The 26,681-nt window shown below is 40.8% G+C and carries 27 protein-coding genes; 20 read left to right on the top strand and 7 right to left on the bottom strand.

Annotated features, from left to right (window positions below; genetic code table 11):
• Window positions 1-84: 84 nt before the first annotated feature.
• The 7 genes from BV214_RS09095 to BV214_RS09065 all read left to right on the top strand — a co-directional run bounded on the left by BV214_RS09095 (window position 85) and on the right by BV214_RS09065 (window position 6,397).
• Complete coding sequence (locus tag BV214_RS09095; RefSeq protein WP_086477189.1) at window positions 85-993, top strand: aldose epimerase family protein; 909 nt, start codon at window positions 85-87, stop codon at window positions 991-993.
• A gap of 29 nt (window positions 994-1,022) precedes the next feature.
• Window positions 1,023-1,583, top strand: a complete 561-nt coding sequence (locus BV214_RS09090) for a DUF2911 domain-containing protein (protein WP_086477188.1) — start codon at window positions 1,023-1,025, stop codon at window positions 1,581-1,583.
• Entirely contained in the window at window positions 1,573-2,625 is a 1,053-nt protein-coding gene (meaB, locus tag BV214_RS09085) for a methylmalonyl Co-A mutase-associated GTPase MeaB (RefSeq protein WP_223883317.1), read from the top strand. The genes BV214_RS09090 and meaB overlap by 11 nt, the downstream gene beginning before the upstream one ends.
• A gap of 109 nt (window positions 2,626-2,734) precedes the next feature.
• Entirely contained in the window at window positions 2,735-3,448 is a 714-nt protein-coding gene (locus BV214_RS09080) for a glycosyltransferase family 2 protein (protein ID WP_086477312.1), read from the top strand.
• Entirely contained in the window at window positions 3,449-4,087 is a 639-nt protein-coding gene (locus tag BV214_RS09075) for a lipid-A-disaccharide synthase N-terminal domain-containing protein (RefSeq protein WP_086477186.1), read from the top strand.
• The gene (locus BV214_RS09070) at window positions 4,068-5,711 is read left to right on the top strand and encodes an ArnT family glycosyltransferase (protein WP_176328486.1); all 1,644 of its coding nucleotides are present in this window, start codon (window positions 4,068-4,070) and stop codon (window positions 5,709-5,711) included. The genes BV214_RS09075 and BV214_RS09070 overlap by 20 nt, the downstream gene beginning before the upstream one ends.
• Window positions 5,711-6,397, top strand: coding sequence for a hypothetical protein (locus BV214_RS09065; RefSeq protein ID WP_086477184.1), 687 nt, complete (start codon window positions 5,711-5,713; stop codon window positions 6,395-6,397). The genes BV214_RS09070 and BV214_RS09065 overlap by 1 nt, the downstream gene beginning before the upstream one ends.
• Before the next feature lie 87 nt (window positions 6,398-6,484).
• Here BV214_RS09065 and BV214_RS09060 read toward each other — a convergent pair whose 3' ends face one another.
• The 4 genes from BV214_RS09060 to mazG are packed head-to-tail and all read right to left on the bottom strand — an operon-like array spanning window position 6,485 to window position 9,685.
• Complete coding sequence (locus BV214_RS09060) at window positions 6,485-7,054, bottom strand: phosphatase PAP2 family protein (protein ID WP_086477183.1); 570 nt, start codon at window positions 7,052-7,054, stop codon at window positions 6,485-6,487.
• 5 nt (window positions 7,055-7,059) lie between these two features.
• Window positions 7,060-7,287: a hypothetical protein gene (locus BV214_RS09055; protein WP_086477182.1), complete on the bottom strand. Its 228-nt coding sequence runs from the start codon at window positions 7,285-7,287 to the stop codon at window positions 7,060-7,062.
• A 60-nt stretch (window positions 7,288-7,347) separates the two neighbouring features.
• Window positions 7,348-8,877 (bottom strand): MATE family efflux transporter, encoded by a 1,530-nt coding sequence (locus tag BV214_RS09050; RefSeq protein WP_262483069.1) that lies wholly within the window; start codon window positions 8,875-8,877, stop codon window positions 7,348-7,350.
• 34 nt (window positions 8,878-8,911) lie between these two features.
• Window positions 8,912-9,685 carry a nucleoside triphosphate pyrophosphohydrolase gene (gene mazG / locus BV214_RS09045; RefSeq protein WP_086477181.1) on the bottom strand — a complete coding sequence of 258 codons (774 nt, stop codon included), beginning with the start codon at window positions 9,683-9,685 and terminating at the stop codon, window positions 8,912-8,914.
• A 222-nt stretch (window positions 9,686-9,907) separates the two neighbouring features.
• Here mazG and BV214_RS09040 point away from each other — a divergent pair, with 222 nt between their 5' ends.
• The 4 genes from BV214_RS09040 to BV214_RS09025 all read left to right on the top strand — a co-directional run bounded on the left by BV214_RS09040 (window position 9,908) and on the right by BV214_RS09025 (window position 14,760).
• Window positions 9,908-10,792, top strand: coding sequence for an SMP-30/gluconolactonase/LRE family protein (locus tag BV214_RS09040; RefSeq protein ID WP_245806767.1), 885 nt, complete (start codon window positions 9,908-9,910; stop codon window positions 10,790-10,792).
• 141 nt (window positions 10,793-10,933) lie between these two features.
• Complete coding sequence (locus tag BV214_RS09035) at window positions 10,934-12,181, top strand: serine hydrolase domain-containing protein (RefSeq protein WP_086477179.1); 1,248 nt, start codon at window positions 10,934-10,936, stop codon at window positions 12,179-12,181.
• A gap of 299 nt (window positions 12,182-12,480) precedes the next feature.
• Entirely contained in the window at window positions 12,481-13,149 is a 669-nt protein-coding gene (locus BV214_RS09030) for a GDSL-type esterase/lipase family protein (RefSeq protein ID WP_223883320.1), read from the top strand.
• 24 nt (window positions 13,150-13,173) lie between these two features.
• Window positions 13,174-14,760 (top strand): beta-N-acetylhexosaminidase, encoded by a 1,587-nt coding sequence (locus BV214_RS09025; protein WP_086477177.1) that lies wholly within the window; start codon window positions 13,174-13,176, stop codon window positions 14,758-14,760.
• A 144-nt stretch (window positions 14,761-14,904) separates the two neighbouring features.
• Here BV214_RS09025 and BV214_RS09020 read toward each other — a convergent pair whose 3' ends face one another.
• The 3 genes from BV214_RS09020 to ruvX are packed head-to-tail and all read right to left on the bottom strand — an operon-like array spanning window position 14,905 to window position 16,400.
• Window positions 14,905-15,336, bottom strand: coding sequence for a DUF5606 family protein (locus tag BV214_RS09020; protein WP_086477176.1), 432 nt, complete (start codon window positions 15,334-15,336; stop codon window positions 14,905-14,907).
• Between the two features lie 58 nt (window positions 15,337-15,394).
• Window positions 15,395-15,985, bottom strand: coding sequence for a peptide deformylase (gene def, locus BV214_RS09015; protein ID WP_086477175.1), 591 nt, complete (start codon window positions 15,983-15,985; stop codon window positions 15,395-15,397).
• 4 nt (window positions 15,986-15,989) lie between these two features.
• Window positions 15,990-16,400 (bottom strand): Holliday junction resolvase RuvX, encoded by a 411-nt coding sequence (ruvX, locus tag BV214_RS09010; protein WP_086477310.1) that lies wholly within the window; start codon window positions 16,398-16,400, stop codon window positions 15,990-15,992.
• Between the two features lie 103 nt (window positions 16,401-16,503).
• Between ruvX and BV214_RS09005 the strand changes: the two genes are divergently transcribed.
• The 9 genes from BV214_RS09005 to BV214_RS08965 all read left to right on the top strand — a co-directional run bounded on the left by BV214_RS09005 (window position 16,504) and on the right by BV214_RS08965 (window position 26,617).
• A complete protein-coding gene (locus BV214_RS09005; RefSeq protein ID WP_086477174.1) occupies window positions 16,504-17,319 on the top strand; it encodes a 2,3,4,5-tetrahydropyridine-2,6-dicarboxylate N-succinyltransferase in 816 nt (271 codons plus the stop codon).
• A 651-nt stretch (window positions 17,320-17,970) separates the two neighbouring features.
• Window positions 17,971-18,765, top strand: coding sequence for a glycosyltransferase family 2 protein (locus tag BV214_RS09000; protein WP_086477173.1), 795 nt, complete (start codon window positions 17,971-17,973; stop codon window positions 18,763-18,765).
• Window positions 18,766-19,303: 538 nt separating this feature from the next.
• Window positions 19,304-19,990, top strand: a complete 687-nt coding sequence (locus tag BV214_RS08995; RefSeq protein WP_086477172.1) for a phosphocholine cytidylyltransferase family protein — start codon at window positions 19,304-19,306, stop codon at window positions 19,988-19,990.
• Window positions 19,987-21,804, top strand: coding sequence for a CDP-glycerol glycerophosphotransferase family protein (locus tag BV214_RS17120; protein WP_086477171.1), 1,818 nt, complete (start codon window positions 19,987-19,989; stop codon window positions 21,802-21,804). The genes BV214_RS08995 and BV214_RS17120 overlap by 4 nt, the downstream gene beginning before the upstream one ends.
• 4 nt (window positions 21,805-21,808) lie before the next feature.
• On the top strand, window positions 21,809-22,381 hold the full coding sequence (locus tag BV214_RS08985; protein WP_245806766.1) for an L-threonylcarbamoyladenylate synthase: 573 nt from the start codon (window positions 21,809-21,811) through the stop codon (window positions 22,379-22,381).
• Window positions 22,381-23,805, top strand: coding sequence for a CCA tRNA nucleotidyltransferase (locus tag BV214_RS08980; RefSeq protein WP_086477170.1), 1,425 nt, complete (start codon window positions 22,381-22,383; stop codon window positions 23,803-23,805). Before BV214_RS08985 ends, BV214_RS08980 begins: the two co-directional genes overlap by 1 nt.
• Before the next feature lie 98 nt (window positions 23,806-23,903).
• Window positions 23,904-24,938 (top strand): COX15/CtaA family protein, encoded by a 1,035-nt coding sequence (locus BV214_RS08975; protein WP_086477169.1) that lies wholly within the window; start codon window positions 23,904-23,906, stop codon window positions 24,936-24,938.
• 26 nt (window positions 24,939-24,964) lie between these two features.
• On the top strand, window positions 24,965-25,462 hold the full coding sequence (locus tag BV214_RS08970) for an IS1096 element passenger TnpR family protein (protein ID WP_086477308.1): 498 nt from the start codon (window positions 24,965-24,967) through the stop codon (window positions 25,460-25,462).
• 96 nt (window positions 25,463-25,558) lie between these two features.
• Complete coding sequence (locus BV214_RS08965; protein ID WP_086477168.1) at window positions 25,559-26,617, top strand: nucleoid-associated protein; 1,059 nt, start codon at window positions 25,559-25,561, stop codon at window positions 26,615-26,617.
• The last annotated feature ends 64 nt before the right edge of the window (window positions 26,618-26,681 follow it).

Raw genomic sequence — 26,681 nt, 5'->3', positions numbered from 1 at the left:
AACTGTTTGTCCTTGCTTTAAGGACGATGGAATAATTCATGTGTTGCAAAAAAGAGTACTTTTATGGTTTAAAAAAGATACACCTTGAATCAAGTTACGATAAAAAACAGTTTTATTAGCCTTAGCGTATTGGATTACGGGGCTATCATTCAAAAGTTAATCCTAAAAGATAAAGATGGAAAAGACCTCAATGTTGTGGTTGGTTTTGAGGAACCGGCGCGTTATCTAACGGACAATAAATCCCTAGGGGCATGTATAGGTCGCTACGCGGGAAGAATCTCAAATAGCAGCTTTCAAATTGATGGAACCAACTATCCCCTATACAATATCGATGGGGTACACCTCCATGGCGGAAAAGAGGGCTTTGGCAAAAAAACTTGGATCATAGATTCTGTAGAAGAGGGAGAAAACCCGTCGGTAAGCCTACGCTATATTAGCGAGGATATGGAAGAGGGGTATCCAGGGAAGCTTACTGTTACCCTCACCTATAAACTAATAGGTAGTTCCCTGCATATTATCCATAAAGCAACCACAGATAAGGCAACCCCAGTAAACCTAACCAATCACTCCTATTTTAATTTAGACGGACAGGTTCAGATGAACCATTATAACTTACAAATGCCCTGTTCACAATATATAGAACTAGATAAACAGCTAATGCCCACTGGGGAGGTGCTAAACGTAGCGGGGACCGACTTTGATTTTTTGGAAGAACGACAAATTGGTGGGACTCGCTTTGACACCCCTTTTGTACTAGACCAAAATTCATCATTCAACACCCGTTTATCCTCCAAGGTATCGGGCCTATCCATGGAAGTACTTACCAATCAACCCTCCATGGTGGTATATACCCCGCCCGAATTTGCAGCTATTTGCTTTGAAACCCAGAATTACCCCGATGCCCCCAATCAGCCAAAGTTCCCCAACAGCATTTTAAATCCGGGAGAAACTTACCACAATGAAACGGAATATAGATTTGGTTTTGTAAATTAGGTACACCTATAACCTATAAACCAACTATCATGAAATTTCTAAAATGGATTTTATTGGTAATCGCTGTACTTGTGCTTGCGTTTTTCCTAGGCGGAAAATCGTACTTAAGGGAACAGACCAAAAAGCATAGTCCAGAGAGAACAGCCACCTATAATAAAAACGGCATGGATCTTATCGTAAATTACAGCAGTCCTTTCAAAAAAGATCGCAACATATTTGGGGAGTTGGTTCCCTATGGCGTGGTTTGGAGAACCGGCGCTAATGAACCCACCACCTTTACCACCGGAACGAAAATAAAGGTTGACGGGATGCCATTGGCTGCAGGGACCTATTCCTTATGGACGCGTCCAAATAAGAATAGCTGGGAAATCATTTTTAATAGTGAGGTGCCAGATTGGGGAGTAACCATCCTAAGTGGAGGCAAGGAAACCACTAGGGATTCAGATTGGGATGTTGTGGAGGTTACGGTCCCCGTAAAGGAACTTCCCAAGCCGGAAGAAAGTTTTACCATCCATTTTGATGAGGGAGACAAAGTATATCTAAGCCTTTCATGGGACAAAACTAAAGTAAGCGTACCAATTGAACATTAAATTGAATACCGACGAACATTTTAAAAAAAGTAATATTTCTAAAATTAAATCTTTTAGAAAAAGAAATCCTTCTACCTCAGCATTGATTTCTGGCATCGCTGATGGGGATATCGCGGCCTTATCCAGGGCCATAACCTTGATAGAGAGCAGCAATGAGAACCACCGTTCCCAAGCCCAAGAGATTATCGACCATTGTTTGCCCCTTAGCGGCCAAAGCGTCCGTATTGGCATCACTGGAGTTCCTGGGGTGGGAAAAAGCACTTTTATAGAAGCCTTTGGGAGCACCCTTACTAAATTGGGAAAAAAGGTTGCCGTACTAGCGATAGACCCTACTAGCACCATAAGTAAGGGTAGTATTCTGGGGGATAAAACCCGTATGCAAGAATTGGTCAGGGATCCCAATGCTTTTATACGCCCCTCCCCTGCCGGAAGCTCATTGGGCGGAGTAACCCGTAAGACAAGGGAAAGCATAGTATTGTGCGAAGCAGCAGGGTACGATATAATTTTAGTAGAAACCGTAGGGGTAGGACAAAGTGAAACGGCTGTGCACGGCATGGTGGACTTCTTTTTATTGCTAAAACTTGCTGGTGCCGGAGACGAGTTACAAGGTATAAAACGCGGGATTATGGAAATGGCCGACCTAATTGTAATCAATAAGGCAGATGGAGAAAACCTAAAGCAAGCAAAACAGGCTAAAGTGGAATTTTCCAGGGCCTTACACCTCTATCCTCCAAAAAAAAATGGATGGATCACCAAAGTCCTTAGCTGTTCTGCTACGGAACACACAGGAATTTCAGAAATTTGGGAGCAGATCAAAATCTATGTAGCGGATAATAAGCGCAAGGGAACCTTCCAGGAAAATAGAAAAGAACAGAACAAATACTGGCTATTACAGACTATTGACGACCTACTAAAACAGGAATTTTATCAGGATAAAAAGATAAGGGCTCACTTAGAAGATATGACCCAAGAGGTAGTCCAAGGAAAATTATCGCCCTTCGCAGCAGCAGAAAGACTAATGGTCCTCTTCAAGGAAAAATAGTTCCTCAGAATTTAAATAAAAGAAGGAAAGTGATTCATAGTATATAGCTTTCCAAAGTTATTATCTTTGACCCCATATTATGGACCCAGTTGAACATAGCCCAGTACTAATGACTTATGAATTCACGATAATCGTACCAGTATACAACGAAGAAGACAATCTGGAACGGGTTGAAAAAGAACTTTCCGAATACCTAACCATCTGCACAAAAAAGGCCAAGATACTTTTCGTTAACGATGGGTCCAAAGACGGAAGTCAGGAAGTTATTGAAGCTATCTGTCAACGCAACAGCGATTTTAATTATATAAAATTTGCAGAGAACCGCGGATTAAGTGCGGCCATAAAGGCTGGCTTCGATTATGTAGACACTCCCTTACTAGGATATATTGATTCGGACTTACAAACTTCCCCGGAAGATTTCAACTTGCTTTTACAGCATATAGGCCCTTACGACCTGGTCACTGGAGTTAGGGAAAACAGAAAGGATTCCTTGGTGAAAAATGCCTCCTCCCTCATTGCAAATGGTATTAGGCGTGCCTTTACTAAAGACGGAATGGACGATACCGGTTGCCCCTTAAAGGTGATAAAAACGGATTATGCCAAGAGAATACCCATGTTTAACGGCCTACACCGTTTTCTACCTGCCATGATCCTTCTACAACAAGGCGCTATCATACAAATTCCCATTCGTCATTTTCCAAGGATGGCCGGGACGGCTAAATTTGGATTGTGGAACCGACTTTTTGGTCCCTTGATGGATTGCTTTGCCTATTTATGGATGAAGAAAAAATACATTAACTACCAGATAGAGAAAAAAGGCTAAATGGCAGACTGGATTGTATACGCAATTGGCTTTCTAGCCCAGATTCTTTTTTCCAGTAGAATGCTGGTCCAATGGATCATCTCAGAAAAAAACAAAAAGGTACTTACCCCCAGGCTATTTTGGCAACTAAGTCTTTTGGCCTCGTTTTTACTGTTCGTTTACGGATGGCTACGCGAAGATTTTGCCATCATGTTGGGACAGGCCATTACCTATTTCGTCTATATCCGAAATATGCAAATGCAGGGCGATTGGCGTAAACTGCCAAAGTTCCTCCGGATCTTTCTATACATTTTTCCGATAATTATTACGGTCTATGGCTATAACAATAGTACCTATGACTTAGACAGTTTTTTTAACAACGAAAAAATCCCCTTGTGGTTACTCCTTTTGGGATCTATAGCACAACTAATATTCACCTTTAGATTTGTATACCAATGGTTGTATTCGGAAAAAAAGAAGGTTTCCAGTCTTCCCTTCGGATTTTGGTTACTCAGTTTAATAGGAGCCTCTTTAATCCTCACCTATGCAATATTTAGGAAGGACCCCGTTCTCTTTGTGGGTCACAGTCTAGGATTGGTGGTTTATGTAAGAAATTTGATTATCCTAAAAAATGAAAAACATGAAGTGGATAAAAAATAACCCCATTTTGGTCCTTCTTGTATCCGGAGCGGCCATCTTTCTTTTTCATTTAGGGGTAATGCCCGTAACCATTATGGAAGCTAGGAATTTTATAACGGCTAGGGAAATGGTTCTGGACGGCAATTGGCTTTTAACTACCATGAATGAACTTCCCCGGTACGAAAAACCGCCCTTGCCCACTTGGTTCACCGCTATTTTCGGATGGCTTTTTGGATTGGATAATGTGGCTGTGCTTCGCTTCCCGGCCATGCTCATGGCCATTCTTTTAGGTTTTTCCACATATAAGCTGGCCCTTAAGCTAATGGACAATACCTTGTATGCCCTGCTTAGCGCTTTAGTGCTACTCACCTCCTTTTACATCATTGGAATAACTTTAGAAGCCCCCTGGGACATTTACACCCATGGGTTTATGATGGTAGGAATTTATTTCCTTTTTCAATTATTTTCCCAACCTTCCTACGCATGGAAAAATGCTGCCTTAGCAGGCGTATTTATTGGACTCTCTATAATGAGTAAGGGACCTATTTCTTTTTACGCATTATTATTGCCATTTTTATTGGCCTATGGGAGGGTCCAAGGATTTAAAGGTTTTGGACGCGACAAAAAGATGTACCCAGTACTTATCACTACACTTATTGCTCTAGTCTTGGGATTGTGGTGGTTTATCTATGTGCGCCTAGCCGATCCAGAAGCCTTCCTAGCCATCACCAAAAAAGAAACCGCCAATTGGTCTAGTTATAACGTAAGACCCTTCTATTACTATTGGAGCTTTTTTGTACAAAGCGGACTGTGGACCATTCCTGCGCTAGTAAGTCTATGTTACCCCTACCTCATAAAACGGGCTGAAAACAAAAAGGTTTATCAGCTTACATTTTTCTGGACCATTTTTTCCGTGCTCCTATTATCCATCGTTCCCGAAAAGAAGTCGCGCTACCTCGTTCCAGTTTTAATTCCCTTGGCCCTAAATATTGGAATCTACCTTTCCTATTTGTTTAGGAACAAAAATAAAGACTTAGGCAGCAAAGAACGGCTACCACTTTACCTGCATTTTGGAATCGTGGGCCTCATAGGCCTCGCGTTCCCTGTAGTAGCATACATTGCCTTAGGGAATAACTTAGCGGGACTTTGGGGCTATTATATCGCCTCTTCCCTAGCGCTTGTGGCAATTGGCCTTTTTGTTTTGATATATCTTAAAAAACAGCAGTGGTTCTCCTGCTTTCTATTGTCTATAGGACTTATTGCCACCATAAAACTGTTGGCCATGCCATTAGCTGCTGCCATGGAAAAAAATACGGACTATCATTCCATATCCCAATTAAAGAACCGCATGTTAGAAAAGGGAATGCCCATTTATAGTTTTGGGGAAATATCCCCCGAAATGATCTGGGACTACGGTAGTAGTTTGCCCGATTTAAAAATGACAACAGAACAACCGATTCCCAAAGAAAAGGTATTTGGCGTAGTTGTTGCGCAGGTAAATGAATCTGAATTTAAACGTATCTTTGGTGCCGGATATACGGTTACCCACCAAGAAATGTACGATTTAAATACAAATGCATCTCCAGGTAGCAGGAACCATAAAAACAGATTGGTAAACAATTTCTATATAGTTAAAAAACAATGATGAAGCAGTTGTCAAAATTTGAAAAAGTAGCCTATGCAGTATTACTTCTTACCCTTCTTTCAGGGCTGGCAATAGGCCTAACGGATGAAGAATACTTTAATACCCGCTTTGCACAAGAAGACGGACCGGTGGAATGGGCCACCGCCATTATGCTTTTAGGGATATCAGTTTTGTCCCTGTATCACCTGATTACTCTCTGGAAATTTAAAAAATCGCTGTGGAAGGTAGGCACTATCCTCTTTGTAATTCTCTTTTTCTTTGGAGCTGGAGAAGAAATCTCTTGGGGCCAACGAATTTTTGAAGTAGAGTCCAGTGAGTTCTTCTTAAAGAATAACGCCCAGGGGGAAACCAACCTACACAACTTGGTGGTAGGCGAAAAGAAAATCAACAAACTCATTTTTAGCCAACTGTTGTTTGTGGTAATGTTCCTCTACCTTATAGTATCCCCTATACTTTACAGAAAGCAAAAGTGGTTTAAGAATTTAGCGGATAGTTTTGCGGTTCCCATTGTAAAATGGCATCATACCATAGCTTTTTTAGTTGCTACTGCCTTTGTTGCCCTAAACTCCGCAGACCGCACTTGGGAAGTATATGAATTTGCCTTTGGCCTAGTATTCTTTGCTATCTTCCTTGGCCCTCTAAACGCGTGGATATTTCAAAAGAAGGAAACGGAGATCGATACCTAGTCTCTCCTTTAAGATAACTGCTGCAATTAACACACAGCTTATACCCCTTAAACAGGGCTCGCAATTAAGAAAACTTGCGAGCCCTGTTTAAATATTATAGCGGTCCCTTACCCTTATAAACAGCTGATAGAAAATACTGGCCATACCAGAACCCACTAGCGCTCCCGTAAGGATATCTAATGGGAAATGGACCCCTATATAGATCCTACTATAAGCCACAACCATGGCCCACACTACTAAAAAGACTCCCAATGCCCGCAACTTGGCACCCAATAATAAGGTGAAGAAAGTGGCTACCGCAAAGGAGTTTCCGGCGTGCGCAGAAAAATATCCAAATTTCCCTCCGCAAGAAGCTTTTACCAGACGTACAGATTCTCCAATTTCCAAATCATAACAAGGACGAAATCGCTGAACCCCGTACTTAAAAAAATTGGCCAATTGATCCGTAGCCAGTATTAATAATGCCATACTACCCAATACCAGAAGTAATTGTTTTAGCCCAAATACCCTGTAAGTAATAATTGCCAACAACAAATAGAGAGGTATTGCACTCCACTTATCGGTAATAAATAGCCAAAATCCGTCCCAAGAAGGGTTCCCTAAATGATTAAGGAACAGAAATAACTCCTTGTCTAACCGCACTAATTCTTCCAACATCCTATCTATTCTTCGTATCTAGAAATTTCCCTATCGTAAAATGCAGTAGCAGCTTCAATGAGCTTGCCAGCCTCCTCTTCCAACTCCTTTTCGTCTTCCCTATCAAAATCCTCTAACCACTCCACCTCATCATTTTCTAGGTTGATGATGAATCGAGGGTATTCTGTATGTACTATAAATATAGCAGTGGGATAATCGGTATTATCACCTAGTAAAAATTTTGGAAATTCCATAAGCAGTTTTAATTTAAAATTTATTATTCCCTCCACGAACCTAGAGGGACTCTTGTTTTTTTATCCGTTATCTAGGACCGAAACATCCTGGGTCCGAATCAATTTTTGGGTCAAATAATTAAATCGAATGTACAACATTATAGCCGATGCGGTGAGTCCGGCCAACAACCCTATCCATATTCCCATACTCCCATAGGAGGTATAAATGCCCAGGTAAAAACTTATGGGGAAACCAATTAACCAATAAGCCACAAAAGTAATCATTGTAGGTACTTTAACATCTTGCAATCCTCGCAAGGCCCCTAAAACAACGACTTGCACCCCATCCGAAATTTGAAAAAATGCAGCTACAAAGAGGAGTTGAGCAGCCAGAATAACAACTTCCGTATTATCCATTAAATTCTCCATATCCCCCAAATCCAAATAAATCGTAGGCAGCCAATCTTTTAAAACGATAAATGAAATAGCGAAGACTACCTCCAACAAAAAGGTGAGCAAAAATATAGATAGGGCAATGCGTCTTAAATCCTTAAAAGATCCAATCCCCTTTTGATTTCCTACGCGTACCATAGCAGCTACACCAAGTCCCATTCCCACCATAAAGGTCATACTGCTTAAGTTAAGCGCAATTTGGTTGGCAGCTTGTGCGTTTTTACCCAAGACTCCACTTAACCAAACTGCAGCGGTAAAAATAGCCACCTCAAAAAACATTTGTAGTGCCGAAGGAAAACCTAAATCGACGATCTTTCTCATGACTTTTCGCTCAATCTTCCTAAAATTGATACCTGTTACGTAGGCCTTAAATTTCTTTTTCCTTTTAATTAGCTGCCATAGGAAGATTACCATAACCACTCTGGAGATTAGGGTACCCACGGCCGCACCTACAATCCCCAATTTTGGAAAACCCAAAGACCCAAATATCAGGAGGTAGTTAAGTGTTATATTCACCACATTGGCAATTACAGTGGCGTACATGGGATAGGTAGTTTGGGACAAGCCTTCGGAGAACTGTTTAAGGGCCTGAAAAATAATTAAGGGAATTAAAGAGAATGCTACCAAATCTAGATAAGGCATAGCCAATGCTACCACCTCGTCTGGCTGTTTCATCATATACATGAGTGGTTTCCCCATCAGAATAACCCCAAACAAAAACAGCCCTATTAGGGTACATAACACCAGGCCATGTTTTAAGGCGCTTTTTCCATCACCTATATTTTTTGCTCCATCGGCCTCTGCCACCAAAGGAGTAATGGCGGTGGAGAATCCAATCCCAAAAGACATGGCAATAAAAACAAAACTATTGCCCAAGGAAACTGCAGCAAGTTCTGCCGTCCCCAATTGTCCCACCATAATATTATCGGCAAATTGGACAAAAGTATGCCCCAACATTCCCAAGATTACAGGAAAGGACAAGGTGAGGTTGTACCGAAATTCTTTTGTATATTTTTGTAACAAACCGTGTTTTCTTAAAGGCGATAAAGATAAGGCATCCGCTTCTTTTTTCCAGTACTTCCCAATATCAATAATACGTTTGCACCCCTTAGTAATTTTATACAGCCCTATTGGGTTCCTAGCTAGTAATGGAGTCAATATAATTTAAGAAGCTGGGCTTATGATGGAATCATTAGACCGTTTTGGCTTCTTCCCAAAAAACATCCATTTCATTCAGGGTCATATCCTTCAAGGATTTCCCTTGTTCCTTGGCCTTATCTTCTAGGTACTGAAATCGTTTTATAAACTTTTTATTAGTCCTTTCCAGTGCATTTTCCGGGTTTATTTTTAAAAATCGGGCATAGTTTACCAAAGAGAAAAGTACATCCCCAAATTCGGCTTCCATGGCATCTGCATCATTCTTGACCACTTCGGATTCAAATTCTTTTAACTCCTCCTTTACCTTCTCCCACACTTGTTCCGGTTTTTCCCAATCGAAACCAACGCCGGCTACTTTATCCTGTATACGGTTGGCCTTCACTAGGGCCGGTAACCCCCTAGGCACTCCTTCCAACACACTTTTCTTCCCTTCCTTTAATTTTATACGCTCCCAGTTCCGTTTCACCTCTTCCTCATCGGCCACCTCTACATCCCCATAGATGTGTGGGTGTCTTGTAATCAATTTATCACAAATATCATTGGCTACGTCAGCAATATCAAAATCTTGGGTCTCGCTACCAATCTTAGCATAGAAAACAATATGCAACAGTACATCGCCCAATTCTTTTTTCACCTCCTCTAGGTCATTGTCCAAGATAGCATCGCCCAATTCGTAGGTTTCCTCTATGGTGAGATGCCTAAGGCTTTGCATGGTCTGCTTTTTATCCCATGGGCATTGTGAACGCAACTCGTCCATAATGGTCAACAATCGATCAAAGGCCTGTAATTGGGATTCCCTGGAATTCATATAAAATAGGTTTTGCACAAAAATACAAACTCCGCCCGGTTTGTGACTTCCCCTATCCCGAGTTTTTTGGCTAACTTTAGTCCTTTAACTATAAACGATATGCCAATACATAGTTTCTGATGAACCTAGCCTCTTTATGGCATCCATTGGAACATAACAACAACCTGATTATTCCTTACTATTATTTTCATTCTTCCTATGACAACAATACGCACTCTATTTTTGAAGTTCCTTTTCGGTTTCTTAGTAATTACTAATTTTTCCTGTAGCGCACAGCAAACCTCCCTAATAGCTAAGGATGCCGAACTTGAAGTGGTGGCCGACTCCTTTACATTTACGGAAGGCCCAGCAATGGCTCCCAACGGGGATGTGTACTTTACCGATCAGCCCAACGATCGAATTCTAAAATGGTCTGCCGCGGAGAATAGGGTTTCCGTCTATCTGGAGCCTTCGGGAAGATCTAACGGTCTTTACTTTGATAACGAGGGCAATCTCCTAGCCTGTGCCGATGAAAAAAATCAATTATGGGCCATAGACCCTAATAAAAACATAGAAGTATTGATAGGCGATTTTGAGGGAAAAAAGCTAAATGGCCCCAATGATCTTTGGGTAGACCAAAAAGGAGGCATCTATTTTACGGATCCCTATTATCAACGCGATTACTGGACAAGAACGGCAATGGAATTAGAGAAACAGCAGGTCTATTATTTATCTCCTGATAAAAAGGAGGTTTCCGTGGTTGCCAATGACTTGGTGCAGCCCAACGGAATTATTGGAAGTGCCGATGGCAAGCTTCTCTATGTAGCCGATATTGGGGATAAGAAAACCTATTCCTATTCCATAAATTCTGATGGAAGCCTAGGCAATAAAACTTTGTTCACCAATATGGGCTCGGACGGTATGACCTTGGACGAACAAGGCAATGTATACCTTACCGGAAATGGGGTAACCGTTTTCAACAAAAAGGGAGAAAAGATACTGCATATCCCCATCGATCAGGGTTGGACGGCCAATGTCACTTTTGGCGGAAAGGACCAAAAAACCTTATTTATAACGGCGATGAACTCGGTATACACCTTGGAGATGAATGTAAAGGGCGTTCGGTAGCACAACCTAGTGCCCATTTTTAGGGAGTGATTTTAGGATAGTTCGTTTTAGGTAGTTTACTAGGCCCCACCAAAATAATGAACCTGCAATTATGGGTTAAAATATTTAGCCTTATCTTTAAAACACCAAACATCCACAACTATGAAAATCACCACCCGCCTATTTACTCTCCTAAGTTTCCTATTGCTTTTTGGTAGTTTAACCTATGGACAAGCCGATATACAGCTAACTCCCAGTTCCGTTGTAGCGGGTGTTGATAAGGATCGATTAGCGAGGTATGATCAATTTCTACAAAAGGAGATAGCGGATGGAAGAATTCCAGGGGCAGTTTCTTATATCATGAGAAAAGGAGAGGTTGTCCATAAGTCCGCCTATGGATATAGCAGCAAGAATGAAAAGAAACCCATGGAACAAGATCAACTCTTCCACATCATGTCCATGACCAAGCCCATTGTAACCGCTGCATTTATGATGTTATATGAGGAAGGGCATTTTTCATTGACCGATCCAGTTTCCAAGTACCTACCACAATTTAAAAATGCCCGCGTGGCTAAAAACGTAGATCAGGGTGCCCAAGGGGAAACCGTTCCGGCCAATAAGGAAATTACCATTAACCACCTATTGACCCATACAGCAGGTTTTTCACATGGATTGGGGGGAACAAAATTAGACAATGACTATGCAAAAGCGTTATATTCAGAACCACATAACAACATAGAAAGCAGGGTAAACACCCTGGCCAGTTTACCCTTGGTAGGGCAACCTGGAGAACAATGGTACTACAGTGCCTCGCCAGATGTATTAGCCTTGCTTATAGAACACTTTAGCGGATTAAATGTTTCAGAATTCCTAAAAAATCGTCTTTTCACCCCCTTAGATATGAATGACACTGGATATAACATTCCTAAAGATAAAAGCAATAGATGGGTACCGGTACATCATATTGACAAAGATGGGACTCTTATAAATTCTCCCAACCAATTACCCATTGAAGGCAATACCATCTATGGAGGCACACACGGCCTTTTCTCCACTGCTGCAGATTATATGAAATTCTGCCAAATGTTACTCAACCAAGGAACCTATAAGGGCAGACATTTTCTAAGCCCAAAAACTGTGGAGATCATGACCATGAATCATGTTGGCGACTTATATGAAGCTCCAGGACAGGGTTTTGGACTTGGTTTTGGGGTTACCACCAATTTAGCGGAGAGTAAAAGCTTGGGGTCTGTAGGGCAGTATTATTGGAGCGGCGCCTATAGCACCTATTTTTTTATTGACCCCAAAGAAGAGATGGTAGTTATCTTAATGACCCAATTACAGCCCTACAATAATTATTATGGTGAAAAAATGCGACAGCTGGTCTATCAGGCCATTATACAGGAGTAACTTAATTTATTGATGGCCAGTGTATCTAATTTGGTAGGAAAATCAGAACCAACGAATGCCCCCTAAAGGTCGCAGGCGATTAAAGAATTCAGGCACAGCAGGTACAGGGGAAGGCATAACAAGGCAGCCCCCTAATTGCTTTACTCCAATCCTTAACAACCTTTACCCCATTCAACTATGGTAGGATTTTCTTTAAAGGACCACGATTCAATACCCACATCTTAGCCTAGGCGTTCTCGGTCGAAATTTATTGGTCTATTACTAAAATCATTTAAATTTGTTTATTAATTCTCATCCAATTGAAACCAATATTTTACCTCCTATTAATATTCCCCCTCCTTGTACTGGGGCAGGATAACATCCCATTCGCCCAAGAGGTACAAGCCCTTAAGGCGAAATACGATACTATTTGGGATAGCAACCAGGAAACCATTGTTTTTACTGGAAGCTCTAGCGTTCGCATGTGGAAAAACTTGAACGACCTGTTTCCGGGTCAACAAATTGTGAATACGGGATTCGGAGGATCCCAGGCGACTGATTTATTACACCATAGACAAGAGCTCATCCTGCGATTTAATCCTAAGAAGGTCTTTATATATGAAGGGGACAACGATATTGTTTCGGGCAAAAAAATTAAAAATATCGTAGCGACCACCCAACAAATAATCTCTCATATTAAAAGGGAAAACCCACATGCACAACTGATCTTAATTGCCGCAAAACCCAGTATCTCCCGTTGGCACTATAAGAGAAAATATAAAAGATTGAACCGCCGTCTCCAAAAATTGGCTCACAAGGAAACCGGAGTACAATATGCCGATGTGTGGACTGCCATGCTAGACGGTAGGCAACTGAAACAAGATATTTTTATTGAGGACGGACTGCATCTAAATGAAAAGGGGTATAATCTCTGGTATTCCGTAATTGCCCCGTTTATGAAAGACGACCGCGACTTTATCACTAAATGACATTAATTTTTGAAATTGCTTATTATGAGAAGAACACTATTATTGAAACCTCTTTTACTCCTCTGCTCCTTGCTAGTCCTTACAGCATGCAAGCAAGGCCAAAATGACATTGAGCATTATCCAGAAACCAATTTGGCCCAGGAAAATCTAATTCCCAAACCGCTACAAATTAAGGCCACCCATAGCGCGTTTGGTTTGGACCAAAACACTGGAATCTACACTGCAACCGGTTTTTCGGAATTGGGCCAATACCTTGCCGAAAAAATAAAATGGCAAACCAACTTAGACCTTTCGGTAAATGGAACTTCCAACTCAAACCGGAACATTTTAATCCAAAAACTAAATGACAGCAAGCTTCCCAACAAAGAGGCCTACGAATTAAATATCTCTCAAGACTCCGTTGTTATTAGCGCAAACACCGCAGAAGGAGCTTTTAGAGGCGTACAGACCCTAAGACAACTGATCCCAGAGACCAGCAATGACACCCTGTCCAAGAATAAATTGTGGTTAATTCCCTCCGGAAAAATAACTGACTACCCCAATTTTGAATATAGGGGTGCTATGTTAGATGTAGCACGGCATTTCTTTAGCGTGGAAGACGTAAAAAAATATATAGACCTTTTGGCCTATTACAAGATCAATGCACTACACTTGCATCTTACGGACGATCAAGGATGGCGAATTGAGATAAAATCGTGGCCCAAGCTTACCGAAATTGGTGGAAGCACCGAGGTAGGTGGTGGTCCTGGAGGATTCTATACCCAAGAAGAATATAAAGACTTGGTGGCTTATGCCGCAAAACAGCACATCACCATCATCCCTGAGGTGGACATGCCCGGACACACCAACGCGGCATCCTTGGCCTACCCCTTCCTAAACGGAAATGGAAAGGAAGTAACTCCCTATACGGGCATCGAAGTAGGCTTTAGCACCTTTGACACCAGAAAAGACTCTGTATACGACTTTATAGATGATGTAGTTAGGGAAATTTCGGAAATGACCCCGGGCCCCTACTTCCACGCGGGAGGAGATGAAAGTCTGGTTACCAAGAAAGAAGACTTCAACTATTTTATATCTAGGGTAGATAAAATTGTTAAAAAACACAACAAACGTATGATCGGTTGGGATGAGATTGCCCATGCGGATATTGATACCACCGCTATAGCCCAATTCTGGAGCAATAAGGACAATGCGAAGCTTGCGGTTGAAAAAGGATTAAAAGTAATCCTCTCCCCGGGTAAGAAAGCATATCTTGATATGAAGTACGACTCGCTTTCCAAGTACGGATTGCACTGGGCGGGGTATATTCCTGTAGACACCGCTTATATCTGGACTCCAGAACGATATATTGAGGGCGTTAGCAAAGAGAATATTTTAGGAATAGAAGCGCCACTATGGTCAGAGACCATTACCAATATGGAAGAATTGGAGTATTTAGCCTTTCCCAGAGTAATAGGCCACGCCGAACTAGGGTGGAGTACTGAAGAAAATAGAGATTGGGAGGACTATAAACAGCGATTGGCCAATCAGACGCCTTACCTAGATCGGATGAACGTAAAGTATTACCCCTCCAAATTAATAGATTGGAAAAAAAGCAAGGATTCCAACTAAGCCTTGTGCGAATTACACTTTTAAAAACAACAGCTTCCCAAAAGGAAGCTGTTGCATGAAAGATCTTGATTAAACATATAATAGTAAAAAAGCCTTCGGAGTTCCGAAGGCTTTTTTACTTATCGTAGTGGAAATCAATCCAATTTATTCATTTTCCTCGGAAGCAATTTCTTCTTCCTCTTCCGAACTGTCGAACTCAGTTATTCCGTGCTCGTGCAACAAGTTATACCATTGGATAATTTTTTTGATATCGCTGGCATATACCCGATCTTCATCGTAGTTAGGCAAGACCTCAAAAAGATACTCCTCCAATTTAATTTTAGCGTCCTTATGGCTAACCGATGTTTTGCCACCGTTTTCCTTTTCCTTGATCTTTTCAAATACATCTTTTAAGGGAACTTCTTCCTCTAGGGTGTAGATAGCGATTTCGGAAAGGACACTGACGTTGTTCTTAAAACTAACGGTCACTTTCTTACCGTCCAATAAAGATTCTGCCACAAAACCAGAACGAGTCTGTGTCAACAATTTATAAAGTCCGGGTTTTCCTGAAATGGATAATATTTTATTTAAACTCATCTGACATCTTAAATTTCAAGCGCAAATATTACACTTTTTGTTTATATAAGAAATTGTTTTAACGTGCTTTTTTTTGCTGTGGGAATCGCATACGGTAATCTACTTTCACCTTCCCTTTGGAAATATTGGACAACTTACCTTTTAAAAGCCTCTTTTTTAAGGTAGATAGTTTATCCGTGAACAGCACCCCTTCAATATGATCGTACTCATGCTGAATAACACGGGCTAGCAATCCATCATAAGTTTCCGTATGCTCTTTAAAATCAGCATCCAGATAAGAGATGGTTACGGTATCCTTTCTAGAGACATCCTCCCGTATTTCCGGAATACTCAGACATCCTTCGTTAAAGTTCCATTCCTCACCGGTCTCTTCCAAAATATGCGCATTGATAAACACCTTTTTAAAGCCATTCAATGCTTTTTGCTCTTCTTCGGAAAGATCTTCATCCTCGGAAAAAGGGGTCGTATCTATTATAAAAACCCGAATTGGAAGCCCTATTTGAGGTGCTGCCAAACCAACACCATAAGCGTTGTACATGGTGTCCCACATATTGGAAAGCAATTCCTCCAATTTAGGATAATCTTGATCAATATCTGCTGCTACTTTTCTTAAAACGGGATCTCCGTAGGCTACTATTGGTAATATCATGCTACTATTTTCTATTTAAATATGCTTGAAGGATGAGGGTTGCACTAATTTCATCGACCAAGGCCTTATTTTTTCTCTTTTGCTTCCCAATTCCGCTATCGATCATAGTCTGTACGGCCATCTTAGAAGTAAAACGTTCGTCTTGCCGCTCTACTGGAATTTTAGGGAATACCCCTTGCAGAGTTCGCAGGAAAGGTTGAATCAACGCTTCAGATTCGGAGGGCTGGTTATTCATTTGCTTTGGTTCCCCAACTACAAATACCGCCACATTCTCCTGTTCTACGTACGTCCTCAGAAAATTTAAAAGTTCTTTAGTGGGAACGGTCGTTAATCCCGATGCAATGAGTTGCAACTCATCGGTCACCGCAATACCCGTCCGTACTTTTCCATAATCCAAGGCTACAATTCTTCCCAAACTATTTTTTTCGCAAAAATAAACCATAAATTGTTATAAGTGTAAAAACAAAAGGTTAATTACAAAGTTGCCCCTATCTTTGTCTAAATTTGAAATTACGACTATGACAGAATTAAGACAGACCATAGAGAATGCATGGGAGAATAGAGAGCTTTTAAAAGAGACCGCTACGCAAGATGCCATTAGGCGCGTTATAGATCTATTGGATAAAGGTGAATTGCGATGTGCATCCCCTACCGAGGATGGGTGGCAAATTAACGAATGGGTAAAAAAAGGCGTAGTTCTTTATTTCCCCATCCAGAAGATGGAAACTTTGGAAGCGGGTATCTTTGAATACCACGATAAAATGCCTTTAAAGAGAGGCTATGCAGAAAAAGGGATTCGAGTAGTTCCAAATGCGGTGGCCAGACATGGTGCATACATTTCTTCTGGCACCATCCTTATGCCGAGTTATGTTAATATTGGTGCTTACGTAGACGAAGGCACTATGGTAGATACTTGGGCTACAGTAGGGAGTTGTGCACAAATTGGAAAAAATGTTCACCTTAGTGGTGGTGTTGGTATTGGTGGCGTATTGGAGCCGCTACAAGCTGCTCCCGTAATTATCGAGGACAACGCCTTTATAGGATCTAGATGTATTGTTGTAGAAGGGGTACGTGTTGAGAAAGAAGCGGTATTAGGAGCCAATGTGGTACTAACTGCCTCTACAAAAATTATTGATGTTACCGGAGATACTCCCGTAGAGCGTAAAGGCTTGGTACCTGCACGATCCGTAGTAATTCCTGGAAGCTACACAAAATCATTCCCCGCGGGCGATTTCCAGGTTCCTTGCGCATTAATCATCGGGACCCGAAAAGAAAGTACCGATAAGAAAACATCCTTAAATGACGCCTTGCGCGAATACGATGTTGCCGTATAATGCGATCTAAGCATTAATCCTTTACCGGTTGTACAGATAAAATTGATCGGGGATGTTCTTCCTAGCACTTATAGTGCAAGCAGTTTAAGAGGAACATCCCCTTCAATCGGTTATAGTTGAATCTACAAGTACCCCATGCCGACCCTAACAATTACTTAAACAGTGATTCCGATATATTCCTTAATACTGAATACAGAAATAGTATTACATTTTGTTGATGCGGACCCTAAGGCAACAAACAGCGCGAATCACTCAAAGTTCGCCTCCCATTACCAATATGTTACTCCCCACGGAATAAGCGACCTGTAGATTCGCTTTTCGAACCCTGATACAGCCCCCTTTCATAACTTTCCTTTTTCTATAAATCCTTTCTTAAAATAATTCTTTCAAGGGTAGCATAGCACCTAATAGTTGGAACCATCCAGCAAAACTTCTTTCCCTGATCCCCCTTGACCTGTAAGGTGGCCTTTGCTTCCTCAATATTCGTAGGAGGAATAAATGGTTGCTATCATCATATAAAACATCAAAATACTACCCGCCACATTTTCATTGAATGTTATGTTTTTAAAGTAAAGCTGGAAATTAAACTCCAATAGTTTACGCAACTATTTCCCGCTACCCTATCTAATCAGAAACACCTTATTTAATGTCATGATACACAACACGGAAAGAATTTCGGCCTTAATCATCACATATAACGAAATGGGATACATAGAAAAATGTCTGGAATCCGTTTCCTTTGCCGATGAAATTATCGTTGTAGATTCTTACAGCACTGATGGCACCTACCAGTTTCTCCTAAATCACCCTAAGGTAAAGGTTCTACAAAAGCCCTTTGTGAACTACACGGATCAAAAATCCTTTGCTTTAAAACAAGCAAGCAACGACTGGGTTCTATTTCTGGATGCCGATGAAGTAATAACGGAGCCATTAAGGGAGGAGATAAAAATTACGGCGACAAGAGATTCCAAGCACAGTGCCTATTGGTGTTATAGAAAATTTATGTTTCAAAACCGACGTTTGTATTTCAGCGGCTGGCAAACCGATAAAAACTATAGACTATTCAGGAAAAGTAAAGTCCGATTTTGCGATAAAAAAATAGTACACGAAACGCTTATTGTTAACGGGTCTTCAGGTGTATTACATAAACCTCTTATGCATTACTGCTATAAGACCTATACTGACTACAAAATGAAAATGATGAAATATGGCCGATTAAAAGCCAAAGAAGCCTTTCAGCAAAAGAAAACATTCAACTATTTCTCCTTAATTGTAAAGCCTTTGTGGAAATTTTCCTATAACTATATTATTAGATTGGGTATTCTTGATGGCAAAAAGGGGATCATCGTATGTTATTTGAACGCCCTTGGGGAAGGGGAAAGGTATATGGAGCTAAAACGCCTATGGAAAAAACGACAACATGTGTATTCCCCATCCTTTAGGTAGCCGTTTTCGGCACCCTTTATAAGCCCCACAAAGGGCTACTTTATTAGAAGGATAATCCAAGCGCATTCACAATGGCTAGACATTGCCGTTCCACAGCTTCCGTAAAGCCTAAATCTTTAGTACGCAATAGCACTCTTAACCCTATACTGTGCGAGCAAATTAAGAAGAACATCCCCAACAACCAGCTCCCTTCTTCCACCCTACTTTGAAATCTCTGGATTATAATAATCCATTTTATAGGACCCTGTATAACGATGAATGCTTTTTGTATATTGATGCATGTAATACATATTTTAGTGCCAGCATATCCAACGAAAAAGGAACTATAAAGGCCAATTCACCCACACCTATCACTACAAACCGTTAAATTTAACCGTGTAGAAAGCCACCTTTTGAGAAGGTTAAATGCTTAAGGATTTCATAAATCGACTAATTAAAATTAACTTTGGCCACGAAAATTACGACCTCGATAGAGGTTGATGCTGTTAAATCTAAAACTTTGGCTATACAACCGGTTTAGCCCCTTATAAACATCCAAATGAAAATTGTTATCCTTGCCGCAGGAATTGGTTCAAGATTAGGAAATCCCTTCCCAAAGCCGCTTACCCCTTTAAATAACGGCAAAAGCATCATGGAAATACAGGTTTCCAACCTAGACCAAGTCTTCAACGCAGAGGATATATCTGTGGTAGTAGGCTTTAAAAAAAATCTGATCATGGAGAGATTTCCAGATCTGACCTTTGTCTACAATCCATTTTTTGATCAAACCAACACCTCTAAAAGTCTTTTAAAAGCCTTAAAAAAGAATAGGAATACCTCTGTACTTTGGCTAAATGGCGATGTGGTATTTGATGTAAAAGTACTTTCCCTCCTAGAACCATACATCTCTAAAGATCAATCCTTTGTAGCGGTTAACACGGATAAAGTTGGTGAAGAAGAGGTAAAATACACCCTTAATGATAAATATATAGACCTGTTATCCAAAACCGTAGAAAATGGGTTGGGTGAAGCCGTTGGTATAAACTATATATCCAAAAATGACATTAAGCAATTTATTCAGGCGTTGGAACAGTGTGATGATAACGATTATTTTGAACGTGGACTTGAAATTGCCATTGCCAATGACGGACTTGAAATAGAAGCTGTGGACATCTCTAAATACGACTGTATGGAAGTAGATTTTCAGGAGGATTTGGACAACGCCAATAACCTATTTACTAGATGAGGGTAATCCTATTTTGTCAAAACGCTTATGCTTTTGGAATATTAAGACCAATTCGCGATCTTCTAAAAGAACAGAGGCATACTTTCGTATGGTACATCTCGGATAAGCTACTAGACAATTTCCCTTTTAAAAAGGACCCTTACACCTTAAGCATATTAGATCTTCAACGATTTGAAAGCGACGTAATATTTGTTCCGGGAAACGAGGTTCCCTATTATCTAAGAGGTTTAAAAGTACAGGTATTTCACGGTTTAGCCGGCGAAAAAAAAGGGCATTTTAGAATCCGACATTACTTTGACCTTTACCTAACCCAAGGCCCTTATTTCACGAAGAAATTTAATGAATTAAAAAGAAAACATCAGGATTTTGAGGTCATAGAAACAGGGTGGCCCAAATTAGATGTCTATAGTACGGAAAGGACAAAATACGATCTCAAAAAACACGAGGCACTACAGCAGCAGCAAACGGACAAAATAATTCTTTACGCACCTACCTTTTCCCCTAGTTTAACCTCTGCTCCATTTTTAGTAGAAGAAATAAAAAAATTGGCGGTAAGCACTGGCTATCTGATCTACTTAAAGTTTCATGATCTTATGGACCCGAAATGGATAGCGCACTACAAGAAATTAGCCGAAGAAATTCCCAATATTGTTTTTAAATCAGATAAAAACATAACGAAACTTCTTCTACAAGCCGATCTGCTTATCAGTGACACCTCATCAGTTATCTATGAATTTATCCTCCTCAATAAACCGGTAATTACATTTAAAAATATTTCCAAGAATATTGCATGGGATAACGCTAGCACTTACACCGGACTCACTGAGAAGGTTAACGTAAATATAGAAAAGGATCCTTTTGCAGCTGAAAGGGCTCATATCACTGAGCAGTTTCACCCCTATCAAGACGGGAAATCTGCACAGCGCATGATAAATGCCGTCACCAAATATATAGAAACCAACGGTGTTCCAGACAAGCGAAAACTCTCCACCCTAAGGCGACTCAAAATCAATTCAAAATTTGGAAAACCCGTACAGAATATTTTCAACGGAAAAATCACCAATAAAATTTCCGCCGTTTTAATTACCTATAACGAAGATATCCATATCAATGCCGTTTTAGAGAATCTTAAATTTGCAGACGAAATTATTGTGGTGGATTCCAACAGTACGGACGGCACCATTGAAAAGATTAAACAACATCCAGAGGTAAAATTAATTATTCGTCCTTTTGTAAATTATACGGATCAAAAAAGTTTTGCCATGGACCAGGCCACCCACGATTGGGTTCTATTTTTGGATGCAGACGAACGTGTGACCGATAAATTGCGAAACGAAATATTACATACCGTAAACGCTGAAAATCCCACCGCAGTTGCTTATTATTTTTACAGGATTTTTATGTTTAAAAATAAGGTGCTGCGTTTTAGCGGTTGGCAAAGCGACAAAAATTATAGACTTTTTAGGAAGAGTAAGGTACAATTCACCAAAGACAGAATTGTTCACGAAACTTTGGTGGTGGATGGGAAGTCGGCAGTATTAAAAAATAAATTGATCCACTACTCCTACAAAGATTACGAGGATTACAAGGGGAAAATGATCAAGTACGGTCAAATGAAAGCCGAAGAGGAGTTGGCGAAGGACTATGACCCCAACCTCTATCATTTTATATTCCGCCCCGCCTATAAGTTTTTAAACCACTACCTCCTAAGGTTAGGGATCTTAGATGGTAAAAAAGGAATTATCATCTGCTACCTAAATGCCCTTGGGGTATATGCGAGATACAAGAAATTAAGAGAATTAAGAAAAAACTGATACCATGAAGGACGACATGCGAACCGAGATCAACAACTGTTTGGAAGTCCTAGCCGAGGGCGGATTAATCGTCTACCCCACAGACACCATTTGGGGCATTGGTTGTGATGCTACCAATGAAGCGGCGGTTGCCAAAGTATACGCCCTTAAAAAAAGGGTGAACACCAAAAGTATGATCTGTTTGGTGGCGAACGATTTTATGCTGGAACAACACATCACCAAGGTACCCGATCTGGCCTACGACCTTATGGACCTGGCTACTAAGCCAACGACCATTGTTTATGAGGCGCCCAAGGGAGTTGCCAAGAATTTAATTGCGGGAGATAACACCCTGGGGGTTCGGGTAGCCACGGATAATTTTTGCCAAAACCTCATCAAGAGATTTAAAAAACCCATTGTTTCTACCTCTGCCAATATTTCTGGGGAAGCTAGTCCCACTTGCTTCGCAGAAATCTCGGAGGAGATTTTAAAAGGTGTGGACTATATAGTAAATTTGGAGCGCGATATAAATAAGACTACCCCATCCTCCATTATCCTCCTAGGAAATGATGGTACGGTTAAAGTGATCAGAGAATAATGACGAAGACAAACCTAGAAGCGGCCATAGACAATCCTATTTTCACCACCATTTCCAATGTTGCCAAGGAGCTTTCCATGGACGCCTATGTGATTGGGGGATATGTTAGGGACCACCTTTTAAATAGAGGAACACCTAAGGACATCGATATCGTTGCTATTGGGAGCGGGATAACCCTAGCGAAGCAGGTAGCGTCCCAATTGCAGGGAAGTACGGACGTTTCCGTATTCAAGAATTTTGGCACGGCGATGATCAAATACAAGGATATTGAGATCGAATTTGTTGGGGCCAGAAAGGAAAGTTATCACCGGGATAGCAGAAAACCAGTAGTAGAGGACGGTAGCTTGGAAGACGATCAAAAACGACGGGATTTCACTATCAATGCATTGGCAATTAGCCTAAACCCCCACGACTATGGGCAGCTATTGGACCCCTTTGACGGGATAGGGGATTTGAAAAGAAAACTAATCAGAACCCCCTTGGATCCCAGTATCACCTACTCGGACGATCCCTTACGGATGATGCGGGCCATTAGATTTGCTACCCAATTAAATTTTACTATCCATCCAGAATCATTGGATGCCATTACCAATAACAAGGATCGTATAAAGATTATATCCAAGGAGCGGATTGTGGATGAGCTGAATAAGATTTTAGCCAGTGAAAAACCTTCTATCGGATTTACGCTCCTTCACAAAACGGGGCTCCTTAAATACATCCTTCCAGAACTGTTGGCTTTGGAAGGCATAGAAGAAGTAGAGGGTCAACGCCATAAGGACAACTTTTGGCATACCTTGGAAGTGGTAGACAATATAGCGGAGAACACGGATAATCTTTGGTTGCGTTGGGCCGCCCTATTGCACGATATTGGTAAAGCGCCCACCAAAAGATTCGATAAAAAAGCCGGGTGGACCTTTCACGCCCACGAATTTGTAGGCGCCAAAATGGTCTACAAAATCTTTAAACGCCTTAGAATGCCCTTGAACGATAAAATGAAATTCGTTCAAAAAATGGTACTTATGAGCTCTAGGCCCATTGTACTTTCCGAGGACTTTGTAACCGACTCCGCAGTAAGGCGACTAATTTTTGATGCCGGGGAATACGTAGAGGACCTAATGACCTTGTGCGAAGCGGATATTACTACCAAAAATCCCAAGAAACAACGGAAATACAAGAACAATTTTAAAATTGTCCGTCAGAAAATTGTAGAGGTAGAGGCCCGTGATCATGTTAGAAACTTTCAGCCCCCTATCAGCGGGGAAGAAATCATGGCCACTTTTAACCTAAAACCCTCTAGGGAAATAGGAATCATAAAAGAAGTGATTAAAGAAGCCATCTTGGAAGGGGAAATCCCCAACAATTATGACGATGCCTATGCCCTAATGCTAAAAAAGGGAAAGGAAATGGGACTGGTTGCCAAGTAAACAATTATAGCATTGTAGACTGCCTTAACTTTTATAGGATAAAAAATAAGGCATCCATATAAGAACCGTAAATTTGAGAAACATTTTCAATCTTTCAAATGCAAAATAACTTTATAAAAATTGCCAAGATCGCTTTAGTGTTGGTCTATCTCGTTATTATAGCTGGGGCTGTAGTAAGAATGACGGGAAGTGGTATGGGCTGTCCGGATTGGCCTAAATGTTTTGGATATTATATTCCTCCTACGGAACAATCGGAACTGGAATGGCAGCCGCAACGGGAGTTTAAAAAAGGGCAGGTCATTATTGTGGATGAAACCCTTCAGGTGGCCAAGTCCGACTTTACTACTTCGGACACATTTGACGCAGAAAATTGGTCCCTTTACACAAAACACGATTATGCCGTATTTAATCCAACTCATACCTGGGTAGAATTTATCAATAGGCTCTTTGGGGCCTTAGCAGGACTGGGAACCTTGGTTATGGGAATAGCCTCCTTTGGCTATTGGAAACGAAACAAAAAGATCACCATTCTCTCATGGGCGGTAGTCTTTGGGATGGGCTTTCAAGCTTGGTTGGGCGCTACAGTAGTATACTCTGTACTGGCCCCAGCAAAAATCACCATCCACATGGTAATGGCATTGGTAATAGTAGCGGCCATACTCTACATAATACATGCGGCCAGTGAAAGGGACCAGACCCATAAGGCAGACAAAATGGCCAAAAACCTGATTTTAATTACCCTAATCGCTACCCTTCTACAGGTAGTATTTGGAACACAGGTAAGACAGTTTGTTGATGAACAGATTATGATGTACGGGGACAATGCACCGGAATTGTGGCTGCAATCTCCCGATCTATTTTTCTATATTCACCGATCCTTCTCGATCCTCGTGGTACTGCTAAACCTGTACCTCGCGTATAGAATTACGAAATTTAATTTGGGATACTCCAAAATTTACTGGGTATTGTTAATGTTGCTGATTGAAGTTATCAGCGGTCTGGCCATGTATTTTTGGGATTTCCCCTTCTCTACCCAAGCTATACACTTAGTAATGGCCGCCCTCCTTTTTGGATTTCAATCCTATTTGGCTTTGGAAGTCATAAATGCTTTTAAAACGAGGAAAACTTCGTAACTTTGCCTCCACAAAAAAAGGACGAAATGATATATAAAATAAGGATCATTCTAGATGCGGATAAGGATATCTTTAGAGACTTGGAAGTAGAGGCATCTACCACCTTGGAGGAATTTCATGACGCTATTACCCAATCTTTTGGGTTTTTAGGGAATGAAATGGCATCCTTCTACACCTGTGACGAGGAATGGAACCAGGATGAGGAAATTGCCTTGTTTGACATGAGCGAAAGTGGAAGTGATGTTCGGCTGATGAGTGAGGTATTGCTGAGCGATGTGGTTACAGAAGCAAATCCTAAACTTATCTACGTGTACGACTTCTTGAGCATGTGGACCTTTTTTGTGGAATTGGCCGATACTACCGAAAAGATAGACGGACAATCCTACCCAAATATCTTGTTTAGTTTTGGTGAAATACCAGATTCCCCACCAGAAAAAAAGTTTGAGGCTGACGAAAGCGAGTTTGATTTTGACAATACCTTAGACAACTACGAAGACTTGGATTTTGATGAGAATTGGAATTAATTTTCCACTTTTACATTTACTTTACCCCTACCATATAAACTAAAGGGGCATGGGGCCATGGCCACCTAACAATCCCAAATCAATAATGTTAATTTCATGATCAACTTATATACTACGCAGATTGAAACGATTTCCATACATCGTGTGGGAAACAAAAACAAAAGTGAAGGTGTATTTTTATCGGAGGAGCCCTTTGCTCTGAACGATGAGACTACCGGGCTATTAAAAGAATATTTTTTTAAGCCCTTTAGGGAAAAGGAGGAGAATTACTTTCATTTTTACAATGAGGTAGATTTGGAATTCAACGAACTCTACAATGTGGTAGATGCTATTTTCAAGAACCCGAATACCCTCCATGAAAATTCTAAAAAGGTAGCCAATCACCTCTTTGAGCAATCTAATCACCCTCATATTAAAAGTGGGGAACTCTATGTTACCTACCTTACGGATGTGATGTTAGACAATGTTAAGATGGATGCCGTTGGTATATTTAAGAGTGAGTTGAAACACGATTTCTTACAATTCGAAGAAAATGGTGCCAACCTGGATATATTGGTACAACAGGGGATCAACATCAACAAGTTGGATAAAGGTTGCTTGGTCTTTAACACCGAAAGGGAAGCAGGGTATAAAATACTATCCGTAGATAGTAACCGCTACGATGCCAAATACTGGCTGGAAAACTTCTTGGATGTAGAAGCCTTATCGGATGACAACTTTAAGACAAAGAACTACTTGAAGTTCTGCCAGAGCTTTGCCAAAGACGTAGTATTACCGGCCGAGGATAAACAACAAGAGGTCCTTTTTATGAATAGGGCTGTAAACCATTTTGCTAAAAATGATACTTTTGAGGAGACCAACTTCCTGAACGAGGTAATGGAAAACCCGGAACTTATTCCAGAGTTTAAGCACTATAAGGAAGAAAAAGGCCCTAAATATAGCATAGACGATGTGGCTTCCTTTGATATTGTGAACAAAGCCGTATCCGATGCGCGAAAGAAAATAAAGAATGTCATTAATCTAGATACCAACATCCAGATTAAACTAGATTTCATCAATCCAGAATCTGCTGAAAAATTTGTGGAAAAAGGATGGGACGAAGAACGTCAGATGTACTACTACCTAGTATATTTTAACAAAGAACAAAAGAGTTAAGCATCATTACTAAAGAAGGGAAGTTTAAACGCTTCCCTTTTTCATTTTTACCACCCAATAAAAT

Origin of the sequence: Arenibacter amylolyticus, from assembly GCF_002150785.1 — a bacterium.
Taxonomy (GTDB): Bacteria; Bacteroidota; Bacteroidia; order Flavobacteriales; family Flavobacteriaceae; genus Arenibacter; species Arenibacter amylolyticus.
This window is presented reverse-complemented; position numbering and strand designations above follow the sequence as displayed.